This window comes from Roseburia sp. 831b, assembly GCF_001940165.2.
In the GTDB taxonomy this organism is placed as follows: domain Bacteria; phylum Bacillota; class Clostridia; order Lachnospirales; family Lachnospiraceae; genus Roseburia.
The window spans coordinates 34,605-60,758 of sequence record NZ_CP135163.1 but is presented as its reverse complement, the minus strand read 5'-3'; the positions used below and the strand labels follow the sequence as shown (position 1 = coordinate 60,758).

At 41.6% G+C, this 26,154-nt stretch carries 30 protein-coding genes; 22 read left to right on the top strand and 8 right to left on the bottom strand.

All coding sequences use genetic code 11. From position 1 onward, the window contains the following. Positions 1-73: 73 nt before the first annotated feature. Positions 74-868 (bottom strand): MerR family transcriptional regulator, encoded by a 795-nt coding sequence (locus tag BIV16_RS14835; protein WP_075681301.1) that lies wholly within the window; start codon positions 866-868, stop codon positions 74-76. Positions 869-1,159: 291 nt separating this feature from the next. On the opposite strand from BIV16_RS14835, the gene BIV16_RS14830 reads away from it, so the two are divergent. The 4 genes from BIV16_RS14830 to BIV16_RS14815 all read left to right on the top strand — a co-directional run bounded on the left by BIV16_RS14830 (position 1,160) and on the right by BIV16_RS14815 (position 5,349). Then, positions 1,160-3,127, top strand: a complete 1,968-nt coding sequence (locus tag BIV16_RS14830; RefSeq protein ID WP_075681299.1) for an LPXTG cell wall anchor domain-containing protein — start codon at positions 1,160-1,162, stop codon at positions 3,125-3,127. Positions 3,128-3,340: 213 nt separating this feature from the next. Then, positions 3,341-3,694: a dihydropteridine reductase gene (locus BIV16_RS14825; protein ID WP_075681297.1), complete on the top strand. Its 354-nt coding sequence runs from the start codon at positions 3,341-3,343 to the stop codon at positions 3,692-3,694. Between the two features lie 22 nt (positions 3,695-3,716). Next, positions 3,717-4,319 carry a TetR/AcrR family transcriptional regulator gene (locus BIV16_RS14820; protein WP_075681295.1) on the top strand — a complete coding sequence of 201 codons (603 nt, stop codon included), beginning with the start codon at positions 3,717-3,719 and terminating at the stop codon, positions 4,317-4,319. Then, positions 4,309-5,349: an MFS transporter gene (locus tag BIV16_RS14815; RefSeq protein WP_075681293.1), complete on the top strand. Its 1,041-nt coding sequence runs from the start codon at positions 4,309-4,311 to the stop codon at positions 5,347-5,349. Before BIV16_RS14820 ends, BIV16_RS14815 begins: the two co-directional genes overlap by 11 nt. A gap of 56 nt (positions 5,350-5,405) precedes the next feature. Here BIV16_RS14815 and BIV16_RS14810 read toward each other — a convergent pair whose 3' ends face one another. From BIV16_RS14810 to BIV16_RS14800, 3 genes are all read right to left on the bottom strand, one after another. Further along, complete coding sequence (locus BIV16_RS14810; RefSeq protein ID WP_075681291.1) at positions 5,406-5,681, bottom strand: DUF2442 domain-containing protein; 276 nt, start codon at positions 5,679-5,681, stop codon at positions 5,406-5,408. A 12-nt stretch (positions 5,682-5,693) separates the two neighbouring features. Then, positions 5,694-5,954, bottom strand: coding sequence for a DUF4160 domain-containing protein (locus tag BIV16_RS14805; protein WP_075681289.1), 261 nt, complete (start codon positions 5,952-5,954; stop codon positions 5,694-5,696). Between the two features lie 84 nt (positions 5,955-6,038). After that, a complete protein-coding gene (locus BIV16_RS14800) occupies positions 6,039-6,365 on the bottom strand; it encodes a winged helix-turn-helix transcriptional regulator (protein WP_075681287.1) in 327 nt (108 codons plus the stop codon). A 227-nt stretch (positions 6,366-6,592) separates the two neighbouring features. Between BIV16_RS14800 and acgA the strand changes: the two genes are divergently transcribed. The 8 genes from acgA (at position 6,593) to BIV16_RS14760 (ending at position 12,188) form a co-directional block, all read left to right on the top strand. After that, positions 6,593-6,787: an ACGX-repeat peptide gene (gene acgA, locus BIV16_RS14795; RefSeq protein WP_075681285.1), complete on the top strand. Its 195-nt coding sequence runs from the start codon at positions 6,593-6,595 to the stop codon at positions 6,785-6,787. Between the two features lie 24 nt (positions 6,788-6,811). Further along, on the top strand, positions 6,812-7,876 hold the full coding sequence (acgM, locus tag BIV16_RS14790; protein ID WP_075681283.1) for a radical SAM/SPASM domain protein, ACGX system: 1,065 nt from the start codon (positions 6,812-6,814) through the stop codon (positions 7,874-7,876). Continuing rightward, positions 7,870-8,445, top strand: a complete 576-nt coding sequence (locus BIV16_RS14785) for a nitroreductase family protein (protein ID WP_202969659.1) — start codon at positions 7,870-7,872, stop codon at positions 8,443-8,445. Before acgM ends, BIV16_RS14785 begins: the two co-directional genes overlap by 7 nt. A gap of 100 nt (positions 8,446-8,545) precedes the next feature. Continuing rightward, on the top strand, positions 8,546-9,133 hold the full coding sequence (locus BIV16_RS14780) for a 4Fe-4S binding protein (RefSeq protein WP_083625277.1): 588 nt from the start codon (positions 8,546-8,548) through the stop codon (positions 9,131-9,133). A 5-nt stretch (positions 9,134-9,138) separates the two neighbouring features. Next, a complete protein-coding gene (locus BIV16_RS14775; protein WP_075681494.1) occupies positions 9,139-9,912 on the top strand; it encodes a protein-ADP-ribose hydrolase in 774 nt (257 codons plus the stop codon). Continuing rightward, entirely contained in the window at positions 9,863-10,789 is a 927-nt protein-coding gene (locus tag BIV16_RS14770; RefSeq protein WP_083625275.1) for an SIR2 family NAD-dependent protein deacylase, read from the top strand. Before BIV16_RS14775 ends, BIV16_RS14770 begins: the two co-directional genes overlap by 50 nt. Positions 10,790-10,817: 28 nt before the next feature. Further along, a complete protein-coding gene (locus BIV16_RS14765) occupies positions 10,818-11,759 on the top strand; it encodes a DUF1848 domain-containing protein (RefSeq protein WP_075681279.1) in 942 nt (313 codons plus the stop codon). A 105-nt stretch (positions 11,760-11,864) separates the two neighbouring features. Continuing rightward, positions 11,865-12,188, top strand: coding sequence for a type II toxin-antitoxin system Phd/YefM family antitoxin (locus BIV16_RS14760; protein WP_075681277.1), 324 nt, complete (start codon positions 11,865-11,867; stop codon positions 12,186-12,188). A 100-nt stretch (positions 12,189-12,288) separates the two neighbouring features. Here BIV16_RS14760 and BIV16_RS14755 read toward each other — a convergent pair whose 3' ends face one another. Together BIV16_RS14755 and BIV16_RS14750 are read right to left on the bottom strand one after the other, a co-directional pair. Further along, positions 12,289-12,726, bottom strand: coding sequence for a MerR family transcriptional regulator (locus BIV16_RS14755; RefSeq protein ID WP_075681275.1), 438 nt, complete (start codon positions 12,724-12,726; stop codon positions 12,289-12,291). 17 nt (positions 12,727-12,743) lie between these two features. Continuing rightward, positions 12,744-13,736, bottom strand: a complete 993-nt coding sequence (locus tag BIV16_RS14750; protein WP_075681273.1) for an aldo/keto reductase — start codon at positions 13,734-13,736, stop codon at positions 12,744-12,746. Positions 13,737-13,939: 203 nt separating this feature from the next. On the opposite strand from BIV16_RS14750, the gene BIV16_RS14745 reads away from it, so the two are divergent. The 8 genes from BIV16_RS14745 to BIV16_RS14710 all read left to right on the top strand — a co-directional run bounded on the left by BIV16_RS14745 (position 13,940) and on the right by BIV16_RS14710 (position 21,536). Then, a complete protein-coding gene (locus BIV16_RS14745) occupies positions 13,940-14,806 on the top strand; it encodes an SPL family radical SAM protein (protein WP_075681271.1) in 867 nt (288 codons plus the stop codon). Positions 14,807-14,827: 21 nt separating this feature from the next. Further along, positions 14,828-15,703, top strand: a complete 876-nt coding sequence (locus tag BIV16_RS14740) for a damage-control phosphatase ARMT1 family protein (RefSeq protein WP_075681269.1) — start codon at positions 14,828-14,830, stop codon at positions 15,701-15,703. A gap of 80 nt (positions 15,704-15,783) precedes the next feature. Further along, positions 15,784-17,034 carry an HD-GYP domain-containing protein gene (locus BIV16_RS14735; protein WP_159435944.1) on the top strand — a complete coding sequence of 417 codons (1,251 nt, stop codon included), beginning with the start codon at positions 15,784-15,786 and terminating at the stop codon, positions 17,032-17,034. Between the two features lie 460 nt (positions 17,035-17,494). After that, on the top strand, positions 17,495-19,075 hold the full coding sequence (gene rsgA / locus BIV16_RS14730) for a ribosome small subunit-dependent GTPase A (protein ID WP_075681267.1): 1,581 nt from the start codon (positions 17,495-17,497) through the stop codon (positions 19,073-19,075). A gap of 86 nt (positions 19,076-19,161) precedes the next feature. Next, a complete protein-coding gene (locus tag BIV16_RS14725) occupies positions 19,162-19,536 on the top strand; it encodes a GntR family transcriptional regulator (RefSeq protein ID WP_075681265.1) in 375 nt (124 codons plus the stop codon). A 27-nt stretch (positions 19,537-19,563) separates the two neighbouring features. Continuing rightward, positions 19,564-20,424 carry an ABC transporter ATP-binding protein gene (locus tag BIV16_RS14720; protein ID WP_075681263.1) on the top strand — a complete coding sequence of 287 codons (861 nt, stop codon included), beginning with the start codon at positions 19,564-19,566 and terminating at the stop codon, positions 20,422-20,424. Then, positions 20,412-21,059, top strand: coding sequence for an ABC-2 transporter permease (locus BIV16_RS14715; protein ID WP_075681261.1), 648 nt, complete (start codon positions 20,412-20,414; stop codon positions 21,057-21,059). The genes BIV16_RS14720 and BIV16_RS14715 overlap by 13 nt, the downstream gene beginning before the upstream one ends. Before the next feature lie 111 nt (positions 21,060-21,170). Then, positions 21,171-21,536: a hypothetical protein gene (locus BIV16_RS14710; protein WP_075681259.1), complete on the top strand. Its 366-nt coding sequence runs from the start codon at positions 21,171-21,173 to the stop codon at positions 21,534-21,536. Between the two features lie 21 nt (positions 21,537-21,557). Here the strand turns inward: BIV16_RS14710 and pdxT are convergent, their stop codons facing one another. Both pdxT and pdxS read right to left on the bottom strand, forming a co-directional pair. Further along, complete coding sequence (pdxT, locus tag BIV16_RS14705; protein ID WP_075681257.1) at positions 21,558-22,142, bottom strand: pyridoxal 5'-phosphate synthase glutaminase subunit PdxT; 585 nt, start codon at positions 22,140-22,142, stop codon at positions 21,558-21,560. 1 nt (position 22,143) lies between these two features. Then, positions 22,144-23,019: a pyridoxal 5'-phosphate synthase lyase subunit PdxS gene (gene pdxS / locus BIV16_RS14700; RefSeq protein WP_075681255.1), complete on the bottom strand. Its 876-nt coding sequence runs from the start codon at positions 23,017-23,019 to the stop codon at positions 22,144-22,146. Between the two features lie 106 nt (positions 23,020-23,125). Between pdxS and pdxR the strand changes: the two genes are divergently transcribed. Then, on the top strand, positions 23,126-24,523 hold the full coding sequence (gene pdxR, locus BIV16_RS14695; protein ID WP_075681253.1) for a MocR-like pyridoxine biosynthesis transcription factor PdxR: 1,398 nt from the start codon (positions 23,126-23,128) through the stop codon (positions 24,521-24,523). 129 nt (positions 24,524-24,652) lie between these two features. Next, positions 24,653-26,137, top strand: a complete 1,485-nt coding sequence (locus tag BIV16_RS14690; protein ID WP_075681251.1) for an aminotransferase class I/II-fold pyridoxal phosphate-dependent enzyme — start codon at positions 24,653-24,655, stop codon at positions 26,135-26,137. The last annotated feature ends 17 nt before the right edge of the window (positions 26,138-26,154 follow it).

The following is a 26,154-nucleotide window of genomic DNA, read 5'->3' as shown; positions in this document are numbered from 1 at the left end:
CGCTTCTCTCCATTTTTTTGATCACGCATTAGCGTTTTTACACAAATTTGGTAATGCGATGAATATGGTATCTTTATATGCCATAAACTGGCTTTGCAGGTACCACAATCTGTGTGATATAGTCGGCACTGTTTTCTCCGCGGCTCGGCGGACCTTCCAGATAGATACAGCGGAATTCCCCGGTGGTCTGGATACGGTTAGCATGTGTATATGCCTTTAAGGAGGCGATTGCAGATTCAATCCCTTCATAAGGTCCACGGTAATAGATACATAAAACATGTGTTTCTGCGAATTCCTTTCGTTCCACGCCTTTAAAATCATCTTCAACCGGAATACAGCACATCAGTTTCAATTCATCATCCGTTTGTCCGATGCGCATGGTAAACATTCTGGCATTTACGGACATTTTTCCGGTTCTGGCTGCGGCAATGTAGGTATCGCGCAGTTTGTCGGCAGCATCCTTCGTATTTTCACATTGATATTCACGGCAAAAGCATACCTGATGTGGAAGGCGTACCGAGTGGACGCTAAAATCCCCCGGTTTTGCTGCACGCACCTGGAGTAGCTGAATGTTGCGGTCTAACGCATCACGCAAATCCATAAGCCGGTTCAAGTGATGGTCAAGATTCTTCGTATCATAATAATATTCCCTGATTTCCGCGAGAGAAAGCCCTAGCGTCTGTAAAGAACGGATAGAGCGAATCTGTGTCATATTATCCGCCGTATAATAGCGGTATCCGCTGTTTTCATCCTTGACAGCAGGCGTCAGCAGCCCCATCTCTTCGTAGATAAGGATTGCCTTTCTGGTGACTCCCAAAATCTTTGCAATTTCCCCGATTTTAAACAGATTTTCATCATTCTTTTTCATACCAATCCCCATTTCCCCTGAAAAAATATGTCGAATAAACGTACACATTGCTTGACTCGTCCCTTAGGGTACGATTTATAATTACTATAACAAATGGTGTGGGAATTTACAAGGAGGAGGAGAATGAGTATGAGAAAACGGAATAGAATGAGAAAAGCAATCACAGCGCTGCTTTCCGGTATATTAACGTTTGGAATGGCAATCGGGGGCGTTCCATGGCTGCCGGGAAACGCTATATCTGTATAAGCGGCAGACACTCAGAGCACACAGAATACAGAACATGTACACTGTGTGTGTGGAACAGGGGATTTAACTGCCGGGAATCACACCTGTGATAAAAGTCAGGTATGGACACCTGTGGATAGTTTAGATGCTATCGCATCGGACGGCTTTTACTATTTAACACAGTCTGTAACTCTTACCGGCACATGGGAATGCAATTATGACGTGACACTCTGCCTCAACGGGAACGATATTGTCGGTAAGATGAACGATAGAGACATTACCGTAAATAGAGATAAGCCATTTACCCTTACCGATTGTCACACCGATGCCGGTAAGATCACGCATGAAGTAAATTATAGTAAAAATGGAGTTTCTAATTACGGAACTTTTTATATGTATAATGGCAACATTTCCGGCAACACCTCCGGCGTGGACGGTGGGGGCGTTTACAACGGCTCAATTTTTAACCTTTATGGTGGCTCCATCTCCGGTAATAAGACCGATACATGTGGCGGTGGCGTGGCGAACTATAAAACCTTCCATATGTACGGCGGAACAATCTCCGGCAATAATGCCAGCGTGGACGGCGGCGGCATATATAATAACAGCTATGCTACATTCGAGATGAAGGGCAGTGCGGTTATTAGCGGCAACACTGCAAACGATGGTGGCGGCGTATTTAATTATTACCATGTGGATATGTATGACATTTCCTCTATCCGGGATAACACTGCTGTAACCGGTGGGGGCGTATGCAACACCGGAAGTTCAAACACGGCAGACTTTTGCATGCATGACAACAGTTCTATCACGGGTAACACTGCAACGACACATTATGGTGGTGGTGTATATACTTGTGCCGGTTCTTTTTCCATGGAAAACAATGCCTCCATTACAGGAAACAGTGCCCCGGATGGCAGCGGTGGCGGCGTGTACCACAGTGGCACATACTTCGAAATGAACGGCGGCAGCATTACCGGTAATACAGCAGGTTTAGCATGTGGCGGCGGTATTAGCGTCAACAGCGCAAATTCTGTGGAACTGAAAGGTAAAGTGACCATAACCGGAAACACAGCGGAAAATGGTAAGTGTTCTAATTATTATCAGGACAGCGATCATGTCATCAAAGCTGCCAACCTGACAGAAGGTTCTCTGATTGGCATAGAATTAAATTATTCCAGACTCCCATCGGAAGGAAATCCGACCGTCTTTACCAATGAGGGATGCAATGCAGCATATTTCAGTTCTGACGAACCATCCTATACAATTACTGCATCCGGAAATGCTTTGGCTCTTGCCATCGCACCGCCTCAGATTACGGCTCAGCCACAAGATATATCTGTGGAACCCGGAAGCGCCGCAACCTTCAAAGTGTCAGCGACCGGTATCGGTTTAACGTATCAATGGCAGATAAACCAAAATGATGGAAAAGGATTTGTCAATATCACCGGAGCAAACCAGGCAAGTTATACGACAGGTGTAACAGCCAAAGACTGCAACGGTTTTAAATATCAATGTGTCATCCGTAATTCAGCCGGTACTGTTACAACAAAGGCCGTAACCTTAACTGTAACAGAAAAAGAAGCTGCAACTTCTTCCTCTTATACCATTCTTGACGGAGCAAACAGTTCCTGGACGCAGAATACAGATGGAAGTCTTGTAATCAGGGGAAGTGGCGAGATTAGCAAGTTCCAGAGTGTAAAAGTGGATGGTGTCATTATTGATGCAAAAAATTATACCGTCACAGAAGGATCTACCATTATCACTTTAAGTGCTGATTACCTTAAGACACTTTCTGTTGGAAGTCACACCATTGAACTTGTCTGGACAGATGGTTCCACAAGCACAAACTTTAACATTGTTAAAAATACAGCGGATACTGGCAGTAACAATACGGATGAAAATACACAGAGTGTAACATCCCCACAGACGGGAGATAACTCGAATCCGGCGCTTTGGACAACGCTTCTTTTGGCATCCTTCGCAGGACTTGCAGGAATGTTTGCAAAAAGAAAAAAGAACGATTGTAAATAATTTGTATTAGCAAATTTATCACACAGGCTTTAAACCATAACGCATAAAGAATACACACAAAACGCGGAGAAAAGCGATAGAACTTTTCCCCGCGTTTTTCTGATACCGAAATAATCTTTTATTTACAACTCCACATTTTTCCCAATTTGTGTTGTTCTGTTTCCTCCCAAAACCTCCTATAATAAATTCATCAAAAACAGGGAGGAAATAAAAATGAACACAGATAAAATTTATGCAGAAGCTCTTGCGAGCGAATATGCACCAAAGGATGCATCCAAAATAACAGCACTTAAAAAATTAGACCGGAAAGCGAAACTTCCGGCAGAAATCTTTACCTACACCTTCGGTATTGTAGCAGCACTTATCATGGGACTTGGCATGTGTCTTTCCATGCAGGTAATCGGCGAGGGTATCGGCATGATGATACTTGGCATTTTTCTGGGAATTGTCGGGCTTATCGGAATGGGCATCAATTATCCCATTTATAAGAAAAAATTAGAAGCCGGAAAGAAAAAATACGCCTTTGAAATAATAGAACTTGCCAACCAGATAAGCGATGAGGCATAATAAAAAAAACGGAGGTGAGTGCATGAACCGATCAGAAAGTAAATATTTTAATACAGCAATCCGTATGGATGAGGCACTCATCAAATTGATGGAAACACAGGAATTTTCCTATATTTCCGTCAAAGCAATCTGCGAAACAGCAGGCGTGAACCGTTCTACTTTTTACCTGCATTACGAAAATATGGCTGATTTACTAGAAGAAACCATGCAATATATCCTAGATTCCTTTTTGGAATATTTTGAGTCGAGTCCCAGGGCAACCATTGAAAAAATTGGAAATGCTTCCACGGATGAACTTCTTTTTGTGACCGAGGAATATCTGATTCCCTATCTGCAATTCGTTCAAAAGAACAAACGAATTTACCGTGCAGCGTTTGAAAATAAAGTATATGAAGCAAACCTGAAATATCGAAATCTGTATCTCCACATTATTGAACCAATCATGGAAAGATTCGATATTCCAAGGGAGGAGCGTTCGTTCCTGTCCGCATTTTACATTTATGGCATTACCGGTATGGTAAAAGAATGGATAGAAACAGGGTGTAAGGAAAGTGTAGAAGAGGTCGCGCATTTGATTATAAAAATTGTAATGAAAAAAGAAGAGAGTACAAGAGATGAACACTAGAAAAAGAACTTTTATTATGATAAATCTCATTATAACGTGCATTGCATCATCCTTTTTGCAGACGGCACTTACAACAGCGCTGCCACCCATCATCCATGATTTGCACATATCTGTATCGGATGGTCAATGGCTGACAAGCGGATATTCACTGGCAATGGGCATTATGATGCCGCTTACAGCATTTTTAATTACCAGATGTCCGACCAAAAAGTTATATATAAGCGCAATCGGACTATTTTTAGCAGGATTGGCAGTTTGCATTTTTGCCACAAATTTTCCAACTATGATGATAGGTAGAATATTGCAGGCTTGCAGTAATGGAATTACTACTTCTATGGCACAGGTAGTCCTTCTAACGATATATCCCCCTGAAAAACGTGGAACGGTTATAGGGTGGTATGGTCTATCTGTCGGAGCTGCACCCGTCATTGCACCAACGATAGCTGGTGTTTTGGTGGATACACTTGGATGGCGCACCATATTTGTCATAGCCTTTGGCATTTTAATGGTATCCTTTGTTCTGGCACTTGCAATATTCGATAATGTACTGGAAACTCATATCAAAACATTTGATGTATATTCATTTGTTTTAAGTGCAATTACATTTGGTGGAATTACATTGGGAATCGGAAATTTAAGTGCCCTTGGTCTCACAGCCGTTATGGCACTATGTCCGTTAGTAATCGGTGTATTTGCGGGAATATTATTTACACACCGACAACTGAACTTGGAAGAACCTTTCTTAAATCTGCGCATCTTAAAAGTTTCGGAATATCGCTTAAGTGTGATTGGCAGTATGATGCTATATCTTGTAATGATGGGCTCATCCGTGATTATGCCTTTGTATGTACAGAACATACTTGGAAGAAGTGCCACCATATCTGGATTGGTAACATTACCCGGTTCACTTGCAATGGCTGTTATCAGCCCCTTAGCCGGAAAAATGTATGATACATTTGGATGCATGACTGCAGTAACCGTTGTGATGTTGCTTATCATCCTTTTTAGAATGGAAAAGAACAACAGATAGAAAAATCAATAGATATTATAGAAAAAACTGGCTTTTAAAAGCCAGTTTTTAATGTTTCAGGCAATTTTTTCAATTGCAGGGTCTAAGGAATATAGCATGTCAGGATCTATATCGATGCACGTGCTGGCATCTCTATGTCCGGACACATCCCACGCCAATGTGTCATTTAAAATAGTGCAGGCATTCATAAAGAAATTTTGATCCCTTAAGGGCGCAAATCCCTTTTTTTCAAGCAATGGTTTTGCATTGTAGCATACTATTTTTCCATCCTCAAAATATACATAAACACTATAATCCTCATATGGAATGACCTGAATAACATTATGAAACATAGATAACACCTCCTAAATCAAAGGATTAATTCTATTTAATGGAAGACCATCCTTAGAAAGTTCCCAATCTTGCATAAGTTCGTCCTGATGTATAACACACCATGCTAAAATTAATTTCAATTGTCGTGAAGGCAAAGCCCCTTTTATGACACGTGCTTCAGTAATATCTATAAGTGCCTTATTTCCATTGTATTCAGCATGAAAATGTGGCGGATTATGATCCTCGTAATACATCGTAACACGTATTCCGTAAAAAAGTGATATCTCTGGCATTATACGACCTCCTTCCAAATTTATTATACCCTAAAAATGAATAATTTGTATAGCGCATCATTTAGAAAAATGTTAGTTATCGTGTTATTCCAACGTCTCCTTATACCTCAATCCCCATTCCTTCATGGCATCCAAAATCGGCCGCATCGACTCCCCGACATCGCTAAGCGCATATTCCACACGTGGCGGTACTTCCGCATATACCGTTCGTGTGATAATGCCGTCTTCCTCCATTGAACGCAGCGAATCCGTCAGAACTTTCTGGCTGATTCCTTCCAGACTTTTCTTTAATTCATTAAATCTCCACGGTCTGTCTAAAAGATTTCTCATAATCAGTAATTTCCATTTACTTCCAATCAACTGAACCGTAGTGGCAACCGGACATTCCGGCAATTCATCCTTCGTCAGCATAAAAAACCTCCATTTCCATGCAATTTTGCATCCATCTCATTTCTAAGTATCAAATATGATGTAAGTTCTAATTTGAGTGTAACATACGAATTTGCGTCTGTCTATCAGTTACAAAAAGGTAACTATGTAATAAAAAAGTGCGTACTTTTTTTCACGGCAGACACCTGATATTCTAAACTTGCAACAAGGCGAAAGCCCAAAATCATTTCAAACAGGAGGTAACAAAGATGGCATTATCAAACATTTTGGGATGGAACAAGAAAGAAGAACATCAGGCAGGTGCTGCTTGCGGAACCGCCTGCGGCGCTGGTGACAAGCCTGAACAGAAACCGGCTGCTTGCGGTACTGCCTGCGGTGCTGGCGCCAAGCCTGACGAAAAACCGGCTGCTTGCGGTACTGCATGTGGTGCTGGCGACAAATAAGAGTTTAGAAGGAGGTTGGATAGGATGAGCCAGAATTATTTTTCTTTTCAGTGGCACATTACGGATGAATGTGACCAGCGTTGTAAACATTGCTATATTTTTTCCGGGGAAGGATGCAAGGAATTAAAAAGCATGACCTGGAAACAGATGCAGGAGGTCGTGGCAAACTGCGAAGACTTTTGCAAAGTTTACAACCGAATTCCATATTTTTACATTACCGGCGGAGATCTTATCCTTCATCCGGACTTTTGGAAATTGATGGTGCTTTTAAAAAGCAAAAACATCCCATTTACCCTAATGGGAAATCCCTTCCATTTAAACGACAAAATCTGTCGGATGCTGAAAGTATGTGGCTGCGAGAAATATCAAATGTCATTAGATGGAATGCAAAAGACACATGACTGGTTTCGAAAACCGGGCAGTTTTGACCTGACACTGGAAAAAATCGGATGCCTGAACCGTGCAGGAATCAAAAGTGTCATTATGAGTACCGTATCGAAAACAAATATGAATGAAATACCAGACATTATCGATGCGGTAGTAAAAGCGAACGTTAAGGTGTTTGCATTTTCCCGCTATGTGCCTACCGGCGGCGAGGTCGATACGAGCATGACCCCGCAGGAATACCGGCACTTATTAGAAATCTGTGACGCAAAATTCAAGGCATATGAGGCGGCAGGATGCGAGACCTATTTTAATAAAAAAGACCACTTGTGGACGCTATACGAATACGAGACAGGGCAGTTTTCCCTACCGGAAAATGCGAAAGACGGCATGATTTACGGTGGCTGCAACTGTGGAAACTGCCACATCACAATAGCATCAAACAGTGATATTATGGCGTGCCGCAGAGTAACCGACAGTAAGGTTGCAAACGTATTCGAGGACAGGCTGGCAGATGTGTGGATTTGCCAGATGGAGCAATACAGAGATTACGATAAATTTGTAAAATGCAGCAAATGCGAGTTAAAAGCCTGGTGCAGGGGCTGCCCGGCAGTTGCAAACGGCACAACCGGGGACTTTTATGGAGCGGATCCGCAGTGCTGGAAGACTAAAAACGATAAAACCGGGGAGGTGTTACCATGTTGATGGATATCATCAAAGCAAGACATTCCATTCGAAAATATACGAAAGAACAGATTCGAAGAGCCGACTTAGAAAAAATCTTAGAAGCCGGAAATTATGCGCCAAACGCGGGTGGCGGACAGCGGAGCATGTTAGTTGCCGTTCACAACCAAGAACTTACGACACATCTTGGAACAATGAATCTGGCGAGATTCGACCGCACAAATTTAGCCGGCAGTTACGTCTCCAAAGAACAGCCAAGTACCATTGATGACCCGACGATTCAAAATGGTTTTTACGGTGCACCTACGGTTGTATGCGTATTCTGTCAGAACAACTTTCTATTCAAGACAGCCGATGCTTTCTGCATGATGGAAAACATAGTTTTGCAGGCGACAGAGCTTGGCATTGCATCCTGCATCATTTCCAGAGGATACGAGACATTCGACTCCGATGAAGGCAGACGTCTTATGGAAAAGTGGGATGTGCCGGAAGGCTACACCTGTCAGGGCTTTGTAATTTTAGGATATATCGACGGCGCACTGCCGCAAAGCAAGCCGAGAAAGCCTGGCAGAATTAAAATCGTAGAATAAACCGGACAGCTTCTAAAAATCTTTCCGGCAAAAGTAATACCTTAGATTTTTTAATTACAATAGGAGGTTGCAGCATGATTTAGCGACATGTTTGAAAAAAATGAAACTCGTAGGCGTTCTTGCCTTTGCAACGGTAGACCGTGAGGGCACACCACAGATTCGAAATATCAGTGCGATTCACTACGAACCGGATGCATTATATTTTTTTACCGCAAGAGGGAAAAATTTCTGCCAAGAACTGCTAGAAGACGGCAGAGTGCAGATACTTGCCTACACGAAATATAAGGAAATGATTCGTCTTTCCGGAAAAGCATATGCCGTAGCTGAGGACGGGCAGGAAAAATGGACAGACAAAATTTTTGAAGAGCAGCCATACCTTGCCAATGTGTATCCCGGCGACACCAGGGATATCGGCATCATTTTTTGCATTGACGAGGCGCAGATTGAATACTTCAATCTTGGCGTCCACCCTATTTTTCGCGAGACATACCGCCTCGGAGATGTTAAAATAAAAGAAAAAGGCTACTTCATAACAGAATCCTGTATCGGATGCGGTGTCTGCCAGACAAAATGCCCACAACAGTGTATTGAAAAAGACGAACCCTTCCGTATCGAACAGGAACACTGCCTGCATTGCGGAAACTGTTATGAGAACTGCCCGGTGAAAGCAATCGAGAGGTCGGTGTGAGAACGATGAATCAGAGTGAAAGACGTATTTTTTTAATCGAAAAATTAAAACAGGAACAGCCGCGGTATGCAGATATTCCACTTCCTTCAAATGCACAGGAGCAGAAAAACCTACTGCGTTCCCTGATGAATGTTCGCATGGCTACGGCTATGGATGACGCGTTTTTGCAGGTTCAAAACGAATATTTACAGCAAGTCAATGCCGAAAAAGGCGTGGTTACCTTAAACGATATGGAGGAACTCCAGCCTGATTTTTTCCTCTGGAAGGGCTATATTACAAGGATTCAGGCTGGCGCCATCGTAAATGCGGCAAACAGCGGCATGACGGGATGTTACCAGCCCTGTCATAATTGCATTGACAACTGTATTCACACTTATGCCGGCATCCAGCTTCGAAATTTCTGTGCTGCCATGATGCAAAAACAAGGGCATGAAGAACCGACCGGACAGGCAAAAATCACACCGGCATTTAATCTGCCCTGCGATTATGTGATTCATACGGTCGGACCAATTGTAAGTGGCAACTTAACCGCAGCACACGAAAATTTACTAAAATTCTGTTACGAATCGTGCCTTAAAATTGCGGAGGAGCATCAGGTGCAAAGTATAGCGTTTTGCTGCATTTCGACGGGTGTTTTTATGTTCCCGAACGAAAGAGCGGCGGAAATCGCTGTACAGACCGTCAAAGCATATAAACAACAATTTAATTCTAAGATAAAGGTGATATTTAATGTTTTCAAAGACGAAGATGAACAAATCTATCGACGGCTGCTCCGATAAATTAGCAGTCGTAATCGAAAAAATAAAAGATGCCGATGCCATCGTTCTTGGTGCAGGCGCAGGACTATCCACCGCTGCGGGTTTTACTTACAGCGGAGAGCGATTCGAGCAGTATTTTTCTGATTTTGCGGAAAAATATGGCTTTGAAGATATGTATTCCGGTGGATTTTATCCTTATAAAACGTTAGAGGAACATTGGGCATACTGGAGCAGATATATTTATGTAAACCGCTATATGGATGCCCCGAAACACCTCTACGAGGATATTTATAATTTGGTAAAAGAAAAAGATTATTTTGTCCTGACAACCAACGTGGATCACTGCTTTCAAAAAGCCGGTTTTGCAAAAGAACGATTATTTTATACGCAGGGCGATTATGGGCTGTTTCAGTGCAGTAAGCCCTGTCATGCCATGACTTATGACAATGAAGAGGTCGTCAGAAAAATGGTGCAAAGTCAGGGTTTTCAGATTGAAAACGGAAAACCGGTAAAACCGAAAAATACCGAAATTTTAATGTCTGTTCCGACAGAACTCGTCCCAAAATGCCCAAAATGCGGCAGACCCATGAGTATGAATCTTCGCGCCGACAATACGTTTGTGGAAGATGCCGGCTGGCATTCAGCGGCAAACCGTTATGAACGCTTTATGGAGCAGCACATGCGGAAAAAGATTGTTTTTCTGGAATTAGGGGTCGGCTACAACACGCCCGGCATCATAAAATACAACTTCTGGCAGTACGCAAACAACTGGCAGCATGCTTTTTATGTCTGCATCAACAAGGGACAGGCCTATGTGCCGGACGATATTGCAGACAAAAGCATTGGCATCGATGCCGACATCGCAGAAGTGATTTCCGATATTCAAAGCAGAATCTGAAAAATAACGTCTAAGAGCGGAGAACATTATGATTATACAGACAGGAATGAGAACCGATATTCCGGCATTTTATTCGGAATGGCTTGTAAACAGAATCAAAGAAGGCTACGTGCTCGTGCGCAATCCTTACAATCAGAGTCAGGTGACAAAATACAGTTTGTCGCCTGATTTTGTCGACCTTATCGCATTCTGCACAAAAAATCCGGCGCCGATGCTTGCGCACATGGATGTTTTAAGACCATACGGTCAGTACTGGTTTGTCACCATCACCCCTTATGGGCGGGATGTGGAACCTCATGTTCCCGCCAAAGAAATTGTGATGGAAGACTTCAAAAAGCTGTCAAACCTTGTCGGTGTGGACAGTGTGGGATGGCGATACGACCCGATTTTTATCGATGCGAACCACTCCGTTGCATGGCACATCGCCACATTTGAAAAAATGGCAAAAAATCTTTCCGGCTATACCAAAACCTGTGTCATCAGCTTCCTTGATATTTACAAAAAGGTGGAACACAATTTTCCAACTGCGAGAGCCGTTTCAAAAAACGACAGAATCGCAATCGGAAAAGCATTTGTAGAGATTGCCGTCACTTACGGAATGACCATTCGCCCCTGCGCAGAAGGGGACGAGCTGGCTGCGTTTGGCGCAGACTGTTCCGGCTGCATGACCGTAAACACTTTTGAAACAGCTCTCCATGCGCACTTAGATGTGCCAAAAAGAAAGACAAATCAGCGAAACGGACAATGCGCCTGCCTGCTCGGTGTCGATATCGGAGCATACGATACCTGCGGTCATCTTTGCAAATACTGCTACGCGAACGCCAATGCCGGGCTGGTACAAGAAAACCGGAAAAAACATGACCCGACGTCTCCGTTTTTACTAGGAACTCACATGCTGGGTGACGTGATTCATGAAGCAAAGCAGGAGAGCTGGGTGGATGGACAGATGAGGCTGGATTTATTACAATAAATTATAATGAAAATACTACAACAAATTTTACAATATGATATATTGATTTTTTGCCTGACACTGCATATAATAAAGTTAGAAAGAAACAAAGGAGGGAGCCATATTATGGCAATTGCGACACATCTTTTACAAAGTCTTGTCCCTATTTCACAGTTTAATAAAGGTCAGGCAGCTAAAATATTTGATAGACTCCGCTCAGAAAAGGAGCTAATTGTACTAAAGAATAATCAGCCATCGGCGGTTATTTTATCTCCGGAAGAATATACACGATTAACAGAAATTGAAGAGGATTATCTTCTTTTGTTAGAAGCAAACAAGAGAATGGAAGAGAATGGTAACAATAAGACCGTTTCATTTGATTCTGTGACGAATGATTTAGGAATTTCGGAGGACGAACTTTTAGAGACGGAGGATGTGGATATCGAATGACATGGTGTATAAAGAAGCTGCGAAAAGAAGAGACAAATATGATTTATAAAAACGCTATTAGGGAATAAAGTTATCTTCCACTAATAGCGTTTTTTTAATATTATTCATGTGCCTTATCGTATAGTGCCTGGATTTTGGCAGGCAATTTATCCGGCAACATGTCTTTGATGCCGTCTTCATTTTCATCAGCCATCGCTTTTTCATAATACCAACACTTGAATTCCAGCATGGCAAGTGTTTTTTCGAGGGCATGGATTTCTTCCTCGACAGCGGATTTGCGAAGCTCAAACATTTTTTTACGATTTTCATAGGTGGAACTGCCCTGGCTGCTCCACTCAAAAAATTGTTTGATGTCTTTGATTTCTAGTCCAGATTTTTTAAGACATTCAATGACGCGGATCTCTTCTAACTCTGCATCACTGAATTTTCGAATATTTCCCTCTCTTTTTAAGTTCGGGAAAAGACCTTCTTTATCATAATATCTTAAAGTCGAGATGGGAAGGTCAAACATTTTTGATACTTGTCCGATTGAATACATCCTTTCCAGCCTTTCTTTTATACACCTGCGATTTCATCAATTTTGCGAAGCTCTTCCTCGGAAAATCCCGTACTTTCAATTACTTTGATGTTATCTAAAATCTGTTCCGGTTTCGATGCACCAATCAGTACACTCGTCACCACGTCATCTTTTAAAACCCATTTCAATGCCATCTGTGCAAGGCTTTCGCCACGCTGCGCCGCAATCTCGTTTAACGTCTGAATCTGCTGGAGTTTTGCATCTGTTAACTGGTCTTTTTTCAGGAAACGTCCGTCTGTGCTGATGCGGCTGTCTTTTGGAATACCGTGCAGGTAACGGTCTGTCAACATGCCCTGTGCCAAAGGACTGAACGCAATAATTCCTTTTTTCTCTTCCACCGCAGCCTGCTTTAAACCATTTTGCTCGATGGTGCGGTCAAAAATAGAGTAGCGGTTCTGGTTAATGACAAACGGGCAATGTAGTTCTTTTAAGATAACTGCAGCACGCTTCATGGTTTCGCCATCATAGTTTGAAATCCCTGCGTACAGGGCTTTTCCGCTTTTTACCGCCTGGTCAAGCGCACCCATCGTCTCCTCTAATGGCGTGTTCGGGTCCATGCGGTGATGATAGAAGATATCGACGTAGTCTAAGCCGAGACGATTTAAACTCTGGTCTAAGCTTGCCAGCAGATATTTCCGGCTGCCCCAGTTGCCATACGGACCTTTCCACATATCATATCCCGCCTTGGTGCTGATGATTAACTCATCGCGGTACGCAGTAAAATTTTCTTTTAACAATTTTCCAAGATTAGATTCCGCACTTCCATATTCCGGTCCATAGTTATTTGCCAGGTCAAAGTGCGTGATTCCATTGTCAAATGCCGTAAAAACCATCTGGCGCATATTTTCATAGACACCGGTATCCCCAAAATTATGCCAAAATCCAAGTGAAACCTCCGGCAGCATTAAACCGCTGTTGCCACAACGCTGGTATTTCATACGGTCATATCGTGTTTCTTTTGCCTGATACATAAAATCCCCATACCTTTCTTTTTGTATACAAGTTTTCAATCCATTTTGGTACATGGCAGCTCCAAAATAATAAGAAAATTATACTCCGATATCAAAAGCTTATCAAGGAAGAAATGGAAAAGATAGAATTATGGTTTTCGGATGAGGTGTTCAATGCTATAATGGGAAAAAGTGGCATGAGCAGGTTGTAGAGGAGAAGAAAAATGCATTTTGTACAGGCAAAAGGAATCTTATCACAAAATAATGGAATGAATCTCTACCGGGGATGTTCACATGGCTGCATTTACTGCGATGGAAGAAGTAAATGTTACAATTTTACGCATGCATTTGAAGATATTGAAATCAAGGAGAATGCACCGGAGTTACTCGAAAAGGCGCTTCGTTCCAAACGTCAGAAATGTATGATTGGAACGGGTGCAATGAGCGACCCATATCTGCATTTAGAGGAAAAACTCGGACTCACAAGAAAGTGTCTGGAGTTGATTGACCGATATGAATATGGTGTGACAGTACATACAAAGTCCAATCGAGTGTTACGTGATATGGATCTTTTACAGTCCATCCATGAAAAAGCGAAAGCGGTTGTGCAGATGACACTAACAACCTATGATGAGGAATTATGTAAAAAAATTGAACCAAACGTATGTACGACAAGGGAGCGCTTCGAGGTTCTGATGGAATGTAAGAGACGTGGAATACCTACGGTTGTCTGGTTGTCTCCCATTTTGCCATTTATCAATGATACCAAAGAAAACATCGATGGAATTTTAGATTATTGCATTGAGGCAGGTGTAAAAGGAATCATCTTCTTTGGCATAGGCGTTACGCTTCGGGAAGGAGACCGCGAGTATTTTTACAGTGCGCTCGATCATGATTTTCCGGGAATGAAAGAACGGTATATTAAGACTTATGGGAATGCGTATGAACTTCCAAGCCCGAATACGAGGGAGTTAACAAAGCTGGTTATGGAAAGGTGCGAAGAGACAGGAATTTTATGTAAACCAGAGGACTGTTTTGCCTACTTGCATGAATTCCCGGAAAAATATGTACAGCAATCTTTGTTTGATTAGAACTATAAGGAGCATAGGATTATGAAAATGCAGGAAAAATGTCTTCCATGTGTTGTAAATCAGGCGATTAAGGTTGCAGACATGGTCGGGATGAAAGAAAAAGGAAATTTATTGCGAAGAGTTTTTTCTTATCTTAGCAAGGTGGACTATAATGCCATCACATCACCGGAACTAATCGGAGAAATTTTTTCTATTATAAAAGAGGAAACAGGCAATCAGGACCCTTATAAGGAGACAAGACAAAAGTACAATAAAATGTTTTTAGAAAGACTGCCTGCATATGAAAAAGAGATAGAGCAGTCGAAAAATCCGTTTGAGGAAGCTGTAAAATATGCAATTATCGGAAATGTGATTGACTTTAACCCAATTCATGAGCTGACAATTTTAGATGTAGAACGTCATTTCAAGCGTTTGAAAGGCGAAAATCTGGAAATTAATGATGCTGCGCTTCTACGAAAAGAGCTTGAGACAGCGAAAACAATTCTATATTTAGGGGACAATTGTGGGGAAATTTGTCTGGATAAGATATTACTGAGAAAAATAAAAGCAATGAACCCAAAAGTTCAGATTTTCTTTGCAACAAGAGGAGCGGCGGTTGTAAACGATTCCATTGAGGAAGATGCTTATCTGGTTGGAATTGATGAGGTTGCAACGGTTGTGTCAAATGGGGATTCTTCACTTGGAACGGTTCTTTCGCGCACGTCAAAGGAGTTTTTGCAGATATATGAAAAAGCGGATGTGGTGATAGCCAAGGGACAGGCAAATTATGAATGTCTCAGTACAGAAAAAAAGAACATCTACTTTTTACTGATGACAAAATGTCAGGTAATTGCAAAAGATATTGGTGTGCCAGAGATGAAGATGATTTTAAAAAGAAGTGATGCACTGAAAAAATAAAGAACAACCGTGGGAAAGAAAAATGAGGTGTGGGTGAGAACATGCAGTATATCAGATTACAAATGGGATGCCTTTTCGTAATGGCATATATAGTTGTTTCCTATGTAAAGGCAACAGAAAAAGGAAAAATCACGCGTAACAGATGGTTTGATGCGCTGATGGTGGCTGCACCGTGGTCTGTTTTATTCGATGGACTGACTGCGTGGACAGTAAATCATCTTGCACAAATTCCAAGACCGGTAAATAACCTGTTGCATCTTATATTTTTCCTGTCGATGGATGTAATGATAATCATAACATCCATGTATATGTATGACCAACTGGTCGGATTTTGTAAGACGAATAAGAAAAGGAATCTGCCTCTTTTTTTGCCGGGAGTGCTGTCTCTTGTATTAATTATTGCTGGAATCAACCGGATTGAGTATCTTCATGGTGAAATTACAAACTACTCCATGGGATTTTCAGTGTATGTCTGCTATGCGTCGTTATTGTTTCATTATGGCGCAATCTTGTATCTTGTGATTGCCAGACACCGCTTTCTGCCAAAAGACAAAATGCTTGGAACAGTGTCATTTATCGAGATTGTTGGAGTGATTTTAGTCATACAAATCATATTCCCGGAGGTGTTGCTGACATCAATTTGTCCAACGGTGCTAATGCTTGGAATATATATTGATTTTGAGAATCCATCGATTCGAAAACTCACACAGTACAATGAGGAGATGGCAGACGGCTTTGCAACGATGGTGGAAAACAGGGATAATAGTACCGGTGGACACATCAAAAGAACAAGGTCTTATGTTAACCTCATGCTTCACAAGATGCGGCACAACAAACGCTATCAGGATATTGTAAACAAAGATTATCTTATTCACGTGAGCAATGCAGCACCATTGCACGATATTGGAAAAATTGCGACGCCAGACCGGATTTTGCAAAAGCCAGGCAAGCTGACAGATGAAGAGTATGAAATTATGAAGGAGCACGCGGCGCGCGGGGGAGAGATTATTCAAAATACGTTTCAAAACCTGGAAAGCCCTGAGTTTCAAAAAATTGCATACGAAATCGCACGATATCATCATGAAAAATATAATGGAAAAGGGTACCCGGATGGAATTTCCGGGGAGCGGATACCACTCCATGCAAGAGTGATGGCAATTGCAGATGTGTTTGACGCAGTTTCACAGAAAAGATGTTATCGCGACGCAATGCCCATAGATGCGTGCTTTGCAATCATTGAAAAGGGAGCAGGAACAGATTTTGATCCCAATCTGGTCTCCATTTTCCTGGAAGCGAGAGAAGAAGTGGAGAAATTGATGGGGGAATTTTAAAACATGATGAGAAACAACAATTGACACAGCAGTCAGAAAGTGTTACGCTTAAAATAATGAAACACAAATCTAAAGAAACAGGAGGTAACGTGATTATGAATAAGAAAATGGCTATTGTAAGAACTGAATATGTAATGTTACCCCGGTTTGGAGCGATTTGTTAAAAAGAGAATGATTCTATCTGTCTATCAGGTCGTGGCTTATTTTGCTACGGCTTTTTCTATTATATAGGTATGATGTCAAACGTTGAGTCATCGTTTTCGGGTGGATAAATTGTACAAAGCCAAGTTTATCACTCCCAAAAACGATGAAACATCTTTTGCATCATCCTATTATAACAACTCTTATTTCCCCGGTAACATTTCATATTCAAAAGAACCCCAATATTAGAAAAACGCCTGCCTTATAGAAGCTGCAGGTCTGATATTGAAAAAATGAAATGTGATAGGAGAACAAAACATTGAGCGAAATAAGAATCAGAAAAGAAAGAGAAAACGAAAAGAGAGAAACAGAATATGTAACACTGCGTGCCTTTTGGAATCTGCATGGATCGGGATGCGAGGAACATTTATTCGTACATCTTATGAGAGAATCGGATTGTTACGAAAAAGAACTAAGTCGTGTTGCCGAACTGGACGGAAAAGTGGTAGGTGTCATCCTGTATGCAAAGGCAAAAGTAGTTGACGGTGACAAAACGCATGAGGTTCTTACGTTTGGTCCATTGGCGGTGGAGCCGACGTGTCAGAGCATGGGGATTGGTGAGAAACTGCTAAAAGAAACAATTTCTCTTGCAAAAGAAGCGGGATATCCAGGAATTGTAATCTATGGAGAACCGGACTATTATTCAAGACATGAATTTCAAACCTGCGATAAGTTTGGAATCACAACACCACAAGGAGAAAATTTTGATGCCTTGATGGCATATCCGCTAGATGAGGAAACGTTTGGAAATATTCATGGAAAGTTTTATGAGAGTGATGTGTATGAAAAATGCAAAGATGCTAATGCATTAGATGAACTGACGGCGCAATTCCCATATCACAAACCATTAAAGCTTTCCTGTCAGTGGCTTCATAAGGAAAGACTTGGAAGAATCTGCGAGATTCAGAAAAACACGTATAAGATTAAATTCTGGGAAAAGGAATTACAGGGAAAATTAAAAGGTACATTTTTACGGGATGGAAAGGAGCTTCCGGTGGTCGGAGATTATGTGACGTTTCAGTATAATCCATTGGGGGATTCGATAATTACGTCTGTCTGCGAGAGAAAGAGTTTGTTAAAACGTCCGGATCAGTCAGGGCATGCGTTTGGATATGTAAAAAATATGCAGGAACAGGTGATGGTTTCCAATTTTGATTATGTGTTTATTGTGGCATCCCTAAATGACAACTACAATTTTAATCGGATTGCAAGGTATGTTTCCATCACATTGGATGGAAATGGTATTCCGGTTGTGATTTTAACAAAAGTGGATTTATGCAGCAATCCGGGAAGGTATGTAAGGGAGGTGGAGAGCCTGTCAGATAAAGTCAGAGTGCATACCATCAGTGCGTTATACGGCATCGGCCTGGATGAGGTACAGGATTATCTTTTGCCGGGAAATACTATTGCAATCCTCGGATCTTCCGGCGTTGGTAAATCGACACTTGTAAACGCGCTTGTGGGGCGTGAAGTCATGAAAACTTCCGGGATTCGGGAGGGGGATGCAAAAGGCCGGCATACCACAACTTATCGTCAGCTGATAGAACTTTCGAATGGGGCTGTTATCATCGATACGCCAGGGATGCGGGAACTTGGCATGTGTGATGTAGAAGAAGGGATTGATGAAACATTTTCTGACATTGCAGAGCTGGAAACGCATTGTAAGTTCCGTAACTGCAAACATGATACGGAGCCAGGCTGTGCAGTCAAAAAAGCATTAGAGGATGGAACGTTATCGAGGGAGCGTTACCAGCTCTATCAAGGCCTGCATCACGAGAGCAACAAGGCGGCAAAGATGAAGTCGATTTCCAAGATGAGAAAAGCAATTAAGAAAAAATAAGGAGAAGTAAAAAGCAAACAGTATATAACAGTTGACAACAGATACTGACTGTTGTATACTGTTTATTGCAAAGGAGAGAAGATAATATGCATATTATTTTGAATCATTCATCGATGGTTCCGATATACGAGCAGCTGATGGAGCAGATTAAATCAGAGATTATGAATGCTTCATTGAAAGAGAACGATGCACTCCCTTCGGTAAGGACGCTTGCAGGAGAGTTGCGAATCAGTGCATTAACGGTAAAAAAGGCTTACGACAAGTTAGAGGAAGATGGTTTTGTTACAACCGTACATGGAAAAGGTACCTATGTGACGGCATCGGACCAACAGCTTGCGTTAGAGGCCAGAACAAAGACGGTTGAGGCGGATTTTGAAAAGGCGATTGACCGGGCAAAAATAATCGGACTAAGCAAAGATGAAATTTTAGAAATTGTAACCTTATTGTTAGACGAGAATTAGCTTTTCCAGGAAAGAGGAGAAAAGAAAATGATTGAGATGAAGAACGTCCAAAAGAGTTATGGAGCGTATCACTTAGATTTGTCGATGGAGATTCCAGACGGCAGAATCACAGGACTTGTAGGAAAAAATGGAGCCGGAAAAAGCACCGTTATTAAATTACTGTTAGGACTTGTAAAACCGGATGCCGGAAGCATTTTTGTTTTGGATAAAAGCGAAGAAACCTTAACGCCGGAGAAAAAACAGCAGATAGGGGTATCCATGGCGGAAGCGGGATTTAGTTCGCAGTTAAATATCAATGACATAGAACATATTTTAGCAAAGATGTATCCGAAATTTGAGCGTTCGTATTTTAAACAAAAGTGTCAGGAACTTGCACTTCCAACCAACAAAAGAATTCAGGAATTTTCAACCGGAATGAAAGCAAAACTGCGTGTACTGACTGCAATGACCCACAAGGCAAAACTTTTGATTTTAGATGAGCCGACCGCAGGGCTTGATATTGAAGCAAGAAATGAAATTTTAGATATGTTGCGCGAATATGTTATGGCAGATGAAGAACGCACGGTGTTGATTACCTCTCATATTTCTTCGGATTTAGAAAACCTATGCGATGATATTTACATGATTCACGATGGAAAAATTATTTTGCATGAGGACACGGACATTATTACAGAACAGTATGGTGTGTTAAAAGTAAAGGAACAGCAATACCGTGAATTAGACAAAGATTTCATTTTAAGCACAAAAAAAGAAAACTATGGATATGCCTGCTTTGTTAGTGATAAAAATTTTTATAAGGAAAATTATCCGGAAATCGTGGTAGAAAACGGAGGAATCGATGAATTGATTCTGATGATGACAGGAGGGAAAAGAGAATGGCAGGATTAATCGAAAAAGATATTCGCTTATTGTTACAGCGAAAAGCACTTCTTATTTTATTTTTTGTAATATCGATTGTAGTAGGCTTTGCCAAGGATGGAACCTTTATTTTAGGCTATCTTCCGTTTCTGACCGCAATGATTTTAATGAGCACTATATCGTATGATGAACTGGACAATGGTTATCAGTTTCTGATGACACTTCCAATATCGGAGCGGCTATATGTGAAGGAAAAATATGTCTTTTGTATGGGTGGAACTGCGTTGGCATGGGTTCTTGCAGTCATTTTGTATATGGCAGCCCAGATATCTTCAGGAACGAAGATGGTGTTATCCGAACAGGCTTTGGAATTCCTGATGTTTTTATGTGTGGTATGCTTTCTTATGGCGATTATGCTGCCGGTACAGATAAAATTTGGCGCAGAAAGAGGAAGAATTGTTTTACTTTGCGTCGCTGGTGGAGCGGCAGCGGTAGTGGCTTTAATTACCGGATTTGTCAATTTGTCAGCGGGTAATGTACCATTATATTTGGCAGGCAATATAAGTGATTCTGTAATTGCAATTGGAAGTGTCGTGGTAACACTCCTTGTTCTTGTGATTTCCTACCATGCCAGCGTTAAAATTATGGAAAAAAAAGAATTTTAGAAAGAAAATATTAAAAAAGCAAGAAAAAAGCAACGTTTAGGCAACATTGATCCTTTATAATAGAGATAGGATACCAAATAAAAAGTATAGGCAGCGAAATGAGGTGAGATAATGTGTATTCTAATCTATGAAGAGGATTGGAAAAAGCGTGTAACGCTAGAACATATAATTACGCAATATGAGCGGAAAAATGAGATGGGAACGCAAATAAAGAGTTTTAGTGATGCGCAAAAAGCGTTTTTGCATGCGCAGGAGAATCACATTGAAGCTGCATTTATCAGTATGGAAGATAAATTTGGGCATGGTTTTTTCCTGGCAAAACGATTGAAGAAAAAGAACCCACAGTTGAATCTGATTCCAATGTCAAAAGAACCCCGTTTTGAAAAAGAATTGGTGAATATGCATATCAGTGGTTATCTTACAGGGGCTTATACAAAGGACAAAGTGCAGGAAGAACTGAACAATCTTCGCTATTAGCGAAGATTGTTCAGGGAATCATTACCTGGGTAATGATTGCCTATTCTGTGTAACAACATCTAAAAAATATTGATGGATTCTGGTATCTTTCGTTAACTCAGGATGAAAGGCCAGTCCAATCTGGTTGTGGTATTTTACTGCCACAATGCGACCGTCAACTTCCGACAGGATGTCCACACCCTCATTGGCCTGTACCACGTAAGGGGCGCGGATGAACATCATGGGAACGTTACCAATTGGTTTAAAATCAGCATCGGTAAGAAAGCTTGAAAGCTGTCTGCCGTAAGCATTTCGTTTTACGGTGACCGGTAATGTCCCAAGATGGACAGTCGGGTCCTCATCAATGTTACCGGCGAGTAAAATCAGTCCGGCACAGGTAGCAAGTGTCGGCAGCCCATCTTTTATGAGCGCTCTAAGAGGCGCAAGAATATCTAGTTTTTGTAAAAGTTGTCCCTGGACGGTACTCTCACCGCCAGGAAGAATAACGCCGTCGATGTCGTCTAAATCCTCTTTTTTACGGATTTCGATACAGGCAGCACCGAGGGATTCTATGATTTTTTCATGTTCGATAAAAGCTCCCTGAACAGCGAGTACACCTATTTTCACGTTATTTCCCTCTTTCTTCCATAATAAGTTCAATTTCATTTGCGTTGATGCCGACCATTGCTTCGCCAAGGTCCTCGGATAGTTTTGCAATCAGGGCAGCGTCTTTGTAGTTTGTGACAGCCTGTACAATTGCGGATGCACGTTTTGCAGGGTCACCGGACTTAAAGATTCCGGAACCGACAAACACACCTTCTGCACCAAGCTGCATCATAAGTGCTGCGTCAGCAGGAGTAGCCACACCGCCGGCAGCGAAGTTTACAACTGGCAATTTTCCGTTCTCATGGACATACTGTACCAATTCATAAGGAACCTGAAGCTGTTTTGCCTCCTCAAAAAGTTCATCTTTTTGCATGGATGTGATTTTGCGGATTTCAGAGTTCATTTTTCTCATATGGCGGACTGCCTGTACGATATCGCCGGTACCAGGTTCTCCTTTGGTTCGAATCATGGAAGCACCTTCGTTGATTCTTCGCAATGCTTCTCCTAAATCTCTTGCGCCACATACAAATGGAACCTTAAACTGTGTTTTGTCAATGTGGTAGATATCGTCAGCAGGGGAGAGTACCTCGGACTCGTCGATGTAGTCAATCTCGATTGCCTCAAGAATCTGAGCCTCTACAAAGTGGCCGATACGGCATTTTGCCATGACTGGAATACTGACGGCATCCTGGATACCTTTTATCATTTTCGGATCGCTCATACGGGATACACCGCCCGCAGCACGGATATCGGCAGGAATCCGTTCCAATGCCATGACGGCACAGGCGCCTGCGGCTTCTGCAATTTTTGCCTGTTCCGGTGTTGTAACATCCATGATGACACCACCTTTTAACATCTGTGCTAATCCTTTGTTTAATTCATATTGTGATACGTTCATTTTTTTCCTCCTTGTGTTTTGCATGGCTTTATCCTATAATAGAACTGGTTATAAGAAAATACTCAAAATAAGATTAAAATACATGTCAGAGAAAAGGAAAAATGAAATGTTAACTTATGTTTTTGAAAAAAATGGAACACCACTGTATGAACAGGTCTATGATTGCTTAAAACGTGATATTTTGGCGGGAGTGATACGACCGGGGGAAAAATTACCGTCGAAGAGGACCTTCGCGAGCCACAATGGGATTAGTACCATTACGATTCAAAATGCGTATGACCAGTTGATTAGTGAGGGATATGTCTATACCATCCCGAAAAAGGGCTATTATGCCGCAAAAATCAATGATATGCTCCGCGTGCCGAAAAAGTCGAGAATTTCGCTGGATATCAAAGTGCCGGATGTACCGGAATCTTATGAAGTGGATTTGTCGAGCAATAAAATGAACCCGGATCATTTTCCTTTCTCCGTCTGGGCAAAAGTATCGAGGGAGACCATCTCCAATCAGTGTAAAGAGTTGATGGAGGTGTCACCGACCGGTGGGATATTAGAACTTCGCGAGGCAATCGCAGATTACCTGAAGTCTTTTCGAGGAATGTTAGTTGACCCGGATCAGATTGTGGTGGGTGCCGGAACCGAGTATTTATATGGACTGTTGGTTCAACTTTTGGGAACCGAGAAGGAATATTGCATTGAGAATCCCGGCTATAAAAAATTGGTGCAGATTTACAGACAGTATCAGATTACGTGCAGGTATGCCAGAATGGATGACGATGGAATTACGGTAGAAGGGCTGCAGGCGTCCGGGGCAGATATCGCGCATATCAGCCCAAATCATCATTTCCCGACCGGAATTACCATGCCGGCAAACAGACGTTACGAGGTACTTGCCTGGGCAAATGAAAAAGAGGGGCGGTACATTATTGAAGATGATTACGACAGTGAATTCCGCCCCAGTGGAAAGCCACTCCCAACGTTAATCAGTATGGATGCCTGTGAAAAGGTCATCTATATGAATACCTTTTCCAAATCTTTGACGCCGACCATCCGAATCAGTTATATGATACTGCCGACGCACTTAGCCAACCGTTTTTATGAACAGTTATCGTTCTATTCCTGCACGGTTTCCAACTTCGAACAGTACACACTGGCGGCATTTCTCAATAAAGGATATTTTGAAAAGCATATCAACCGCATGAGACTGTACTATATCAGACAAAGAAAAAAACTGATTCAGGAAATCGAGGAAAGCAAATTAAAAGATTGCTGTGAAATCATTGAAAATGAGGCAGGTCTCCATTTCCTGATAAAATTAAAGACACAAAAACCAGATTGTGAAATTATTGACAAACTTCAGAAAAAAGGAATTCGAATCCAGGCGCTGTCCGAATACTTTTTTACAAACGATGTAGAAAAGGAACATTACTTTATCGTAAACTACTCGAATATCGAGCTTGATAAGATATCGCAGGCATGTGATGCGCTCTATGAGGTGATACGATAGAAGTAAAAATGAACTTTTTGAAAAAATAAATACAGAAATGAACTTTTGCAAAAATATTGAACTTTTCAAACGAAAGTGATAGAATCAAATCAATGAAAATGAACTTTATGTTTTGAGAAGGAGGAAAAGATGGCGGAAACAGTGTTTGCAGAGCGTTTCTTAGAGGCGATGAAGAAAAATGGAATGAAGCAGGTTGATTTGCTAAAAGCCGCAGAGAGCGCCGGGATAAAGCTCGGAAAAAGCCAGATTAGCCAGTATGTGAACGGGAAAGCCGTTCCGAGAGAGAATATTGCGCAATTCCTTGCGAAAACATTACAGGTTGAAAAAGACTGGTTATATGGAAAAAACGAAAAGAAGGATGTAAAGATAGAGATAGAGGAGAAGAAAGGAAATTCTGCTATGCGTGAGTTTAAGAAATCAACCAAATTGGATAATGTATTATATGATGTAAGAGGTCCTGTTGTCGATGAAGCAGCAAGAATGGAAGAAAACGGAACCCATGTACTGAAACTGAACATTGGAAATCCGGCTCCGTTTGGATTCCGAACACCGGATGAAGTTGTTTACGATATGCAAAGACAGATTACCGAATGTGAAGGATATTCCGCATCCAAGGGACTTTTTTCTGCCCGTAAGGCAATCATGCAGTATGCACAGTTAAAGAAGATTCCAAATGTTTCAATTGACGATATTTATACCGGAAATGGTGTCAGTGAGTTGATCAATCTTAGCATGTCAGCATTGCTCGACAATGGTGACGAAGTGCTGGTTCCATCACCGGATTATCCATTGTGGACTGCCTGTGTTACATTAGCAGGTGGAAAGGCAGTTCATTATATCTGTGATGAACAGTCTGAATGGTACCCGGATATGAACGATATCCGAAAAAAAATTACGGATAAGACAAAGGCAATCGTAATCATCAATCCAAACAACCCGACCGGCGCACTTTATCCAAGAGAAATTTTGCAGCAGATTGTGGAAATCGCAAGAGAACATCAGTTAATCATTTTTTCCGATGAAATTTATGACCGTCTTGTCATGGATGGTGAGGAACACATTTCGATTGCGTCCTTGGCACCAGATTTATTCTGTGTGACATTCAGCGGACTTTCCAAATCACATATGATTGCAGGTTTTCGAATTGGCTGGATGGTGTTAAGTGGCAACAAAAATATGGCAAGAGATTATATGGAAGGAATCAATATGCTTTCCAACATGCGAATCTGTTCGAATGTACCGGCGCAGTCTATCGTACAGACAGCTCTCGGTGGTTACCAGAGCGTGCAGGAATACATTGTTCCGGGTGGAAGAGTGTACGAACAGCGAGAGTATATTTACAAGGCGCTGAATGATATTCCGGGAATTACTGCTGTAAAGCCAAAGGCAGCATTCTATATTTTCCCTAAGATTGATGTGAAAAAGTTCAATATCGTAGATGATGAAAAATTTGCATTAGATTTGCTTCGCGACAAAAAGATTTTAGTGGTTCATGGCGGCGGATTTAACTGGGAAAAACCAGATCATTTCAGAGTGGTATATCTGCCAAGAATGGAGGTTCTGCAGGAAGCAGTTGGAAAATTAGGAGATTTCCTTTCCTATTATAGACAGTAAAATATATCTTTAATTTA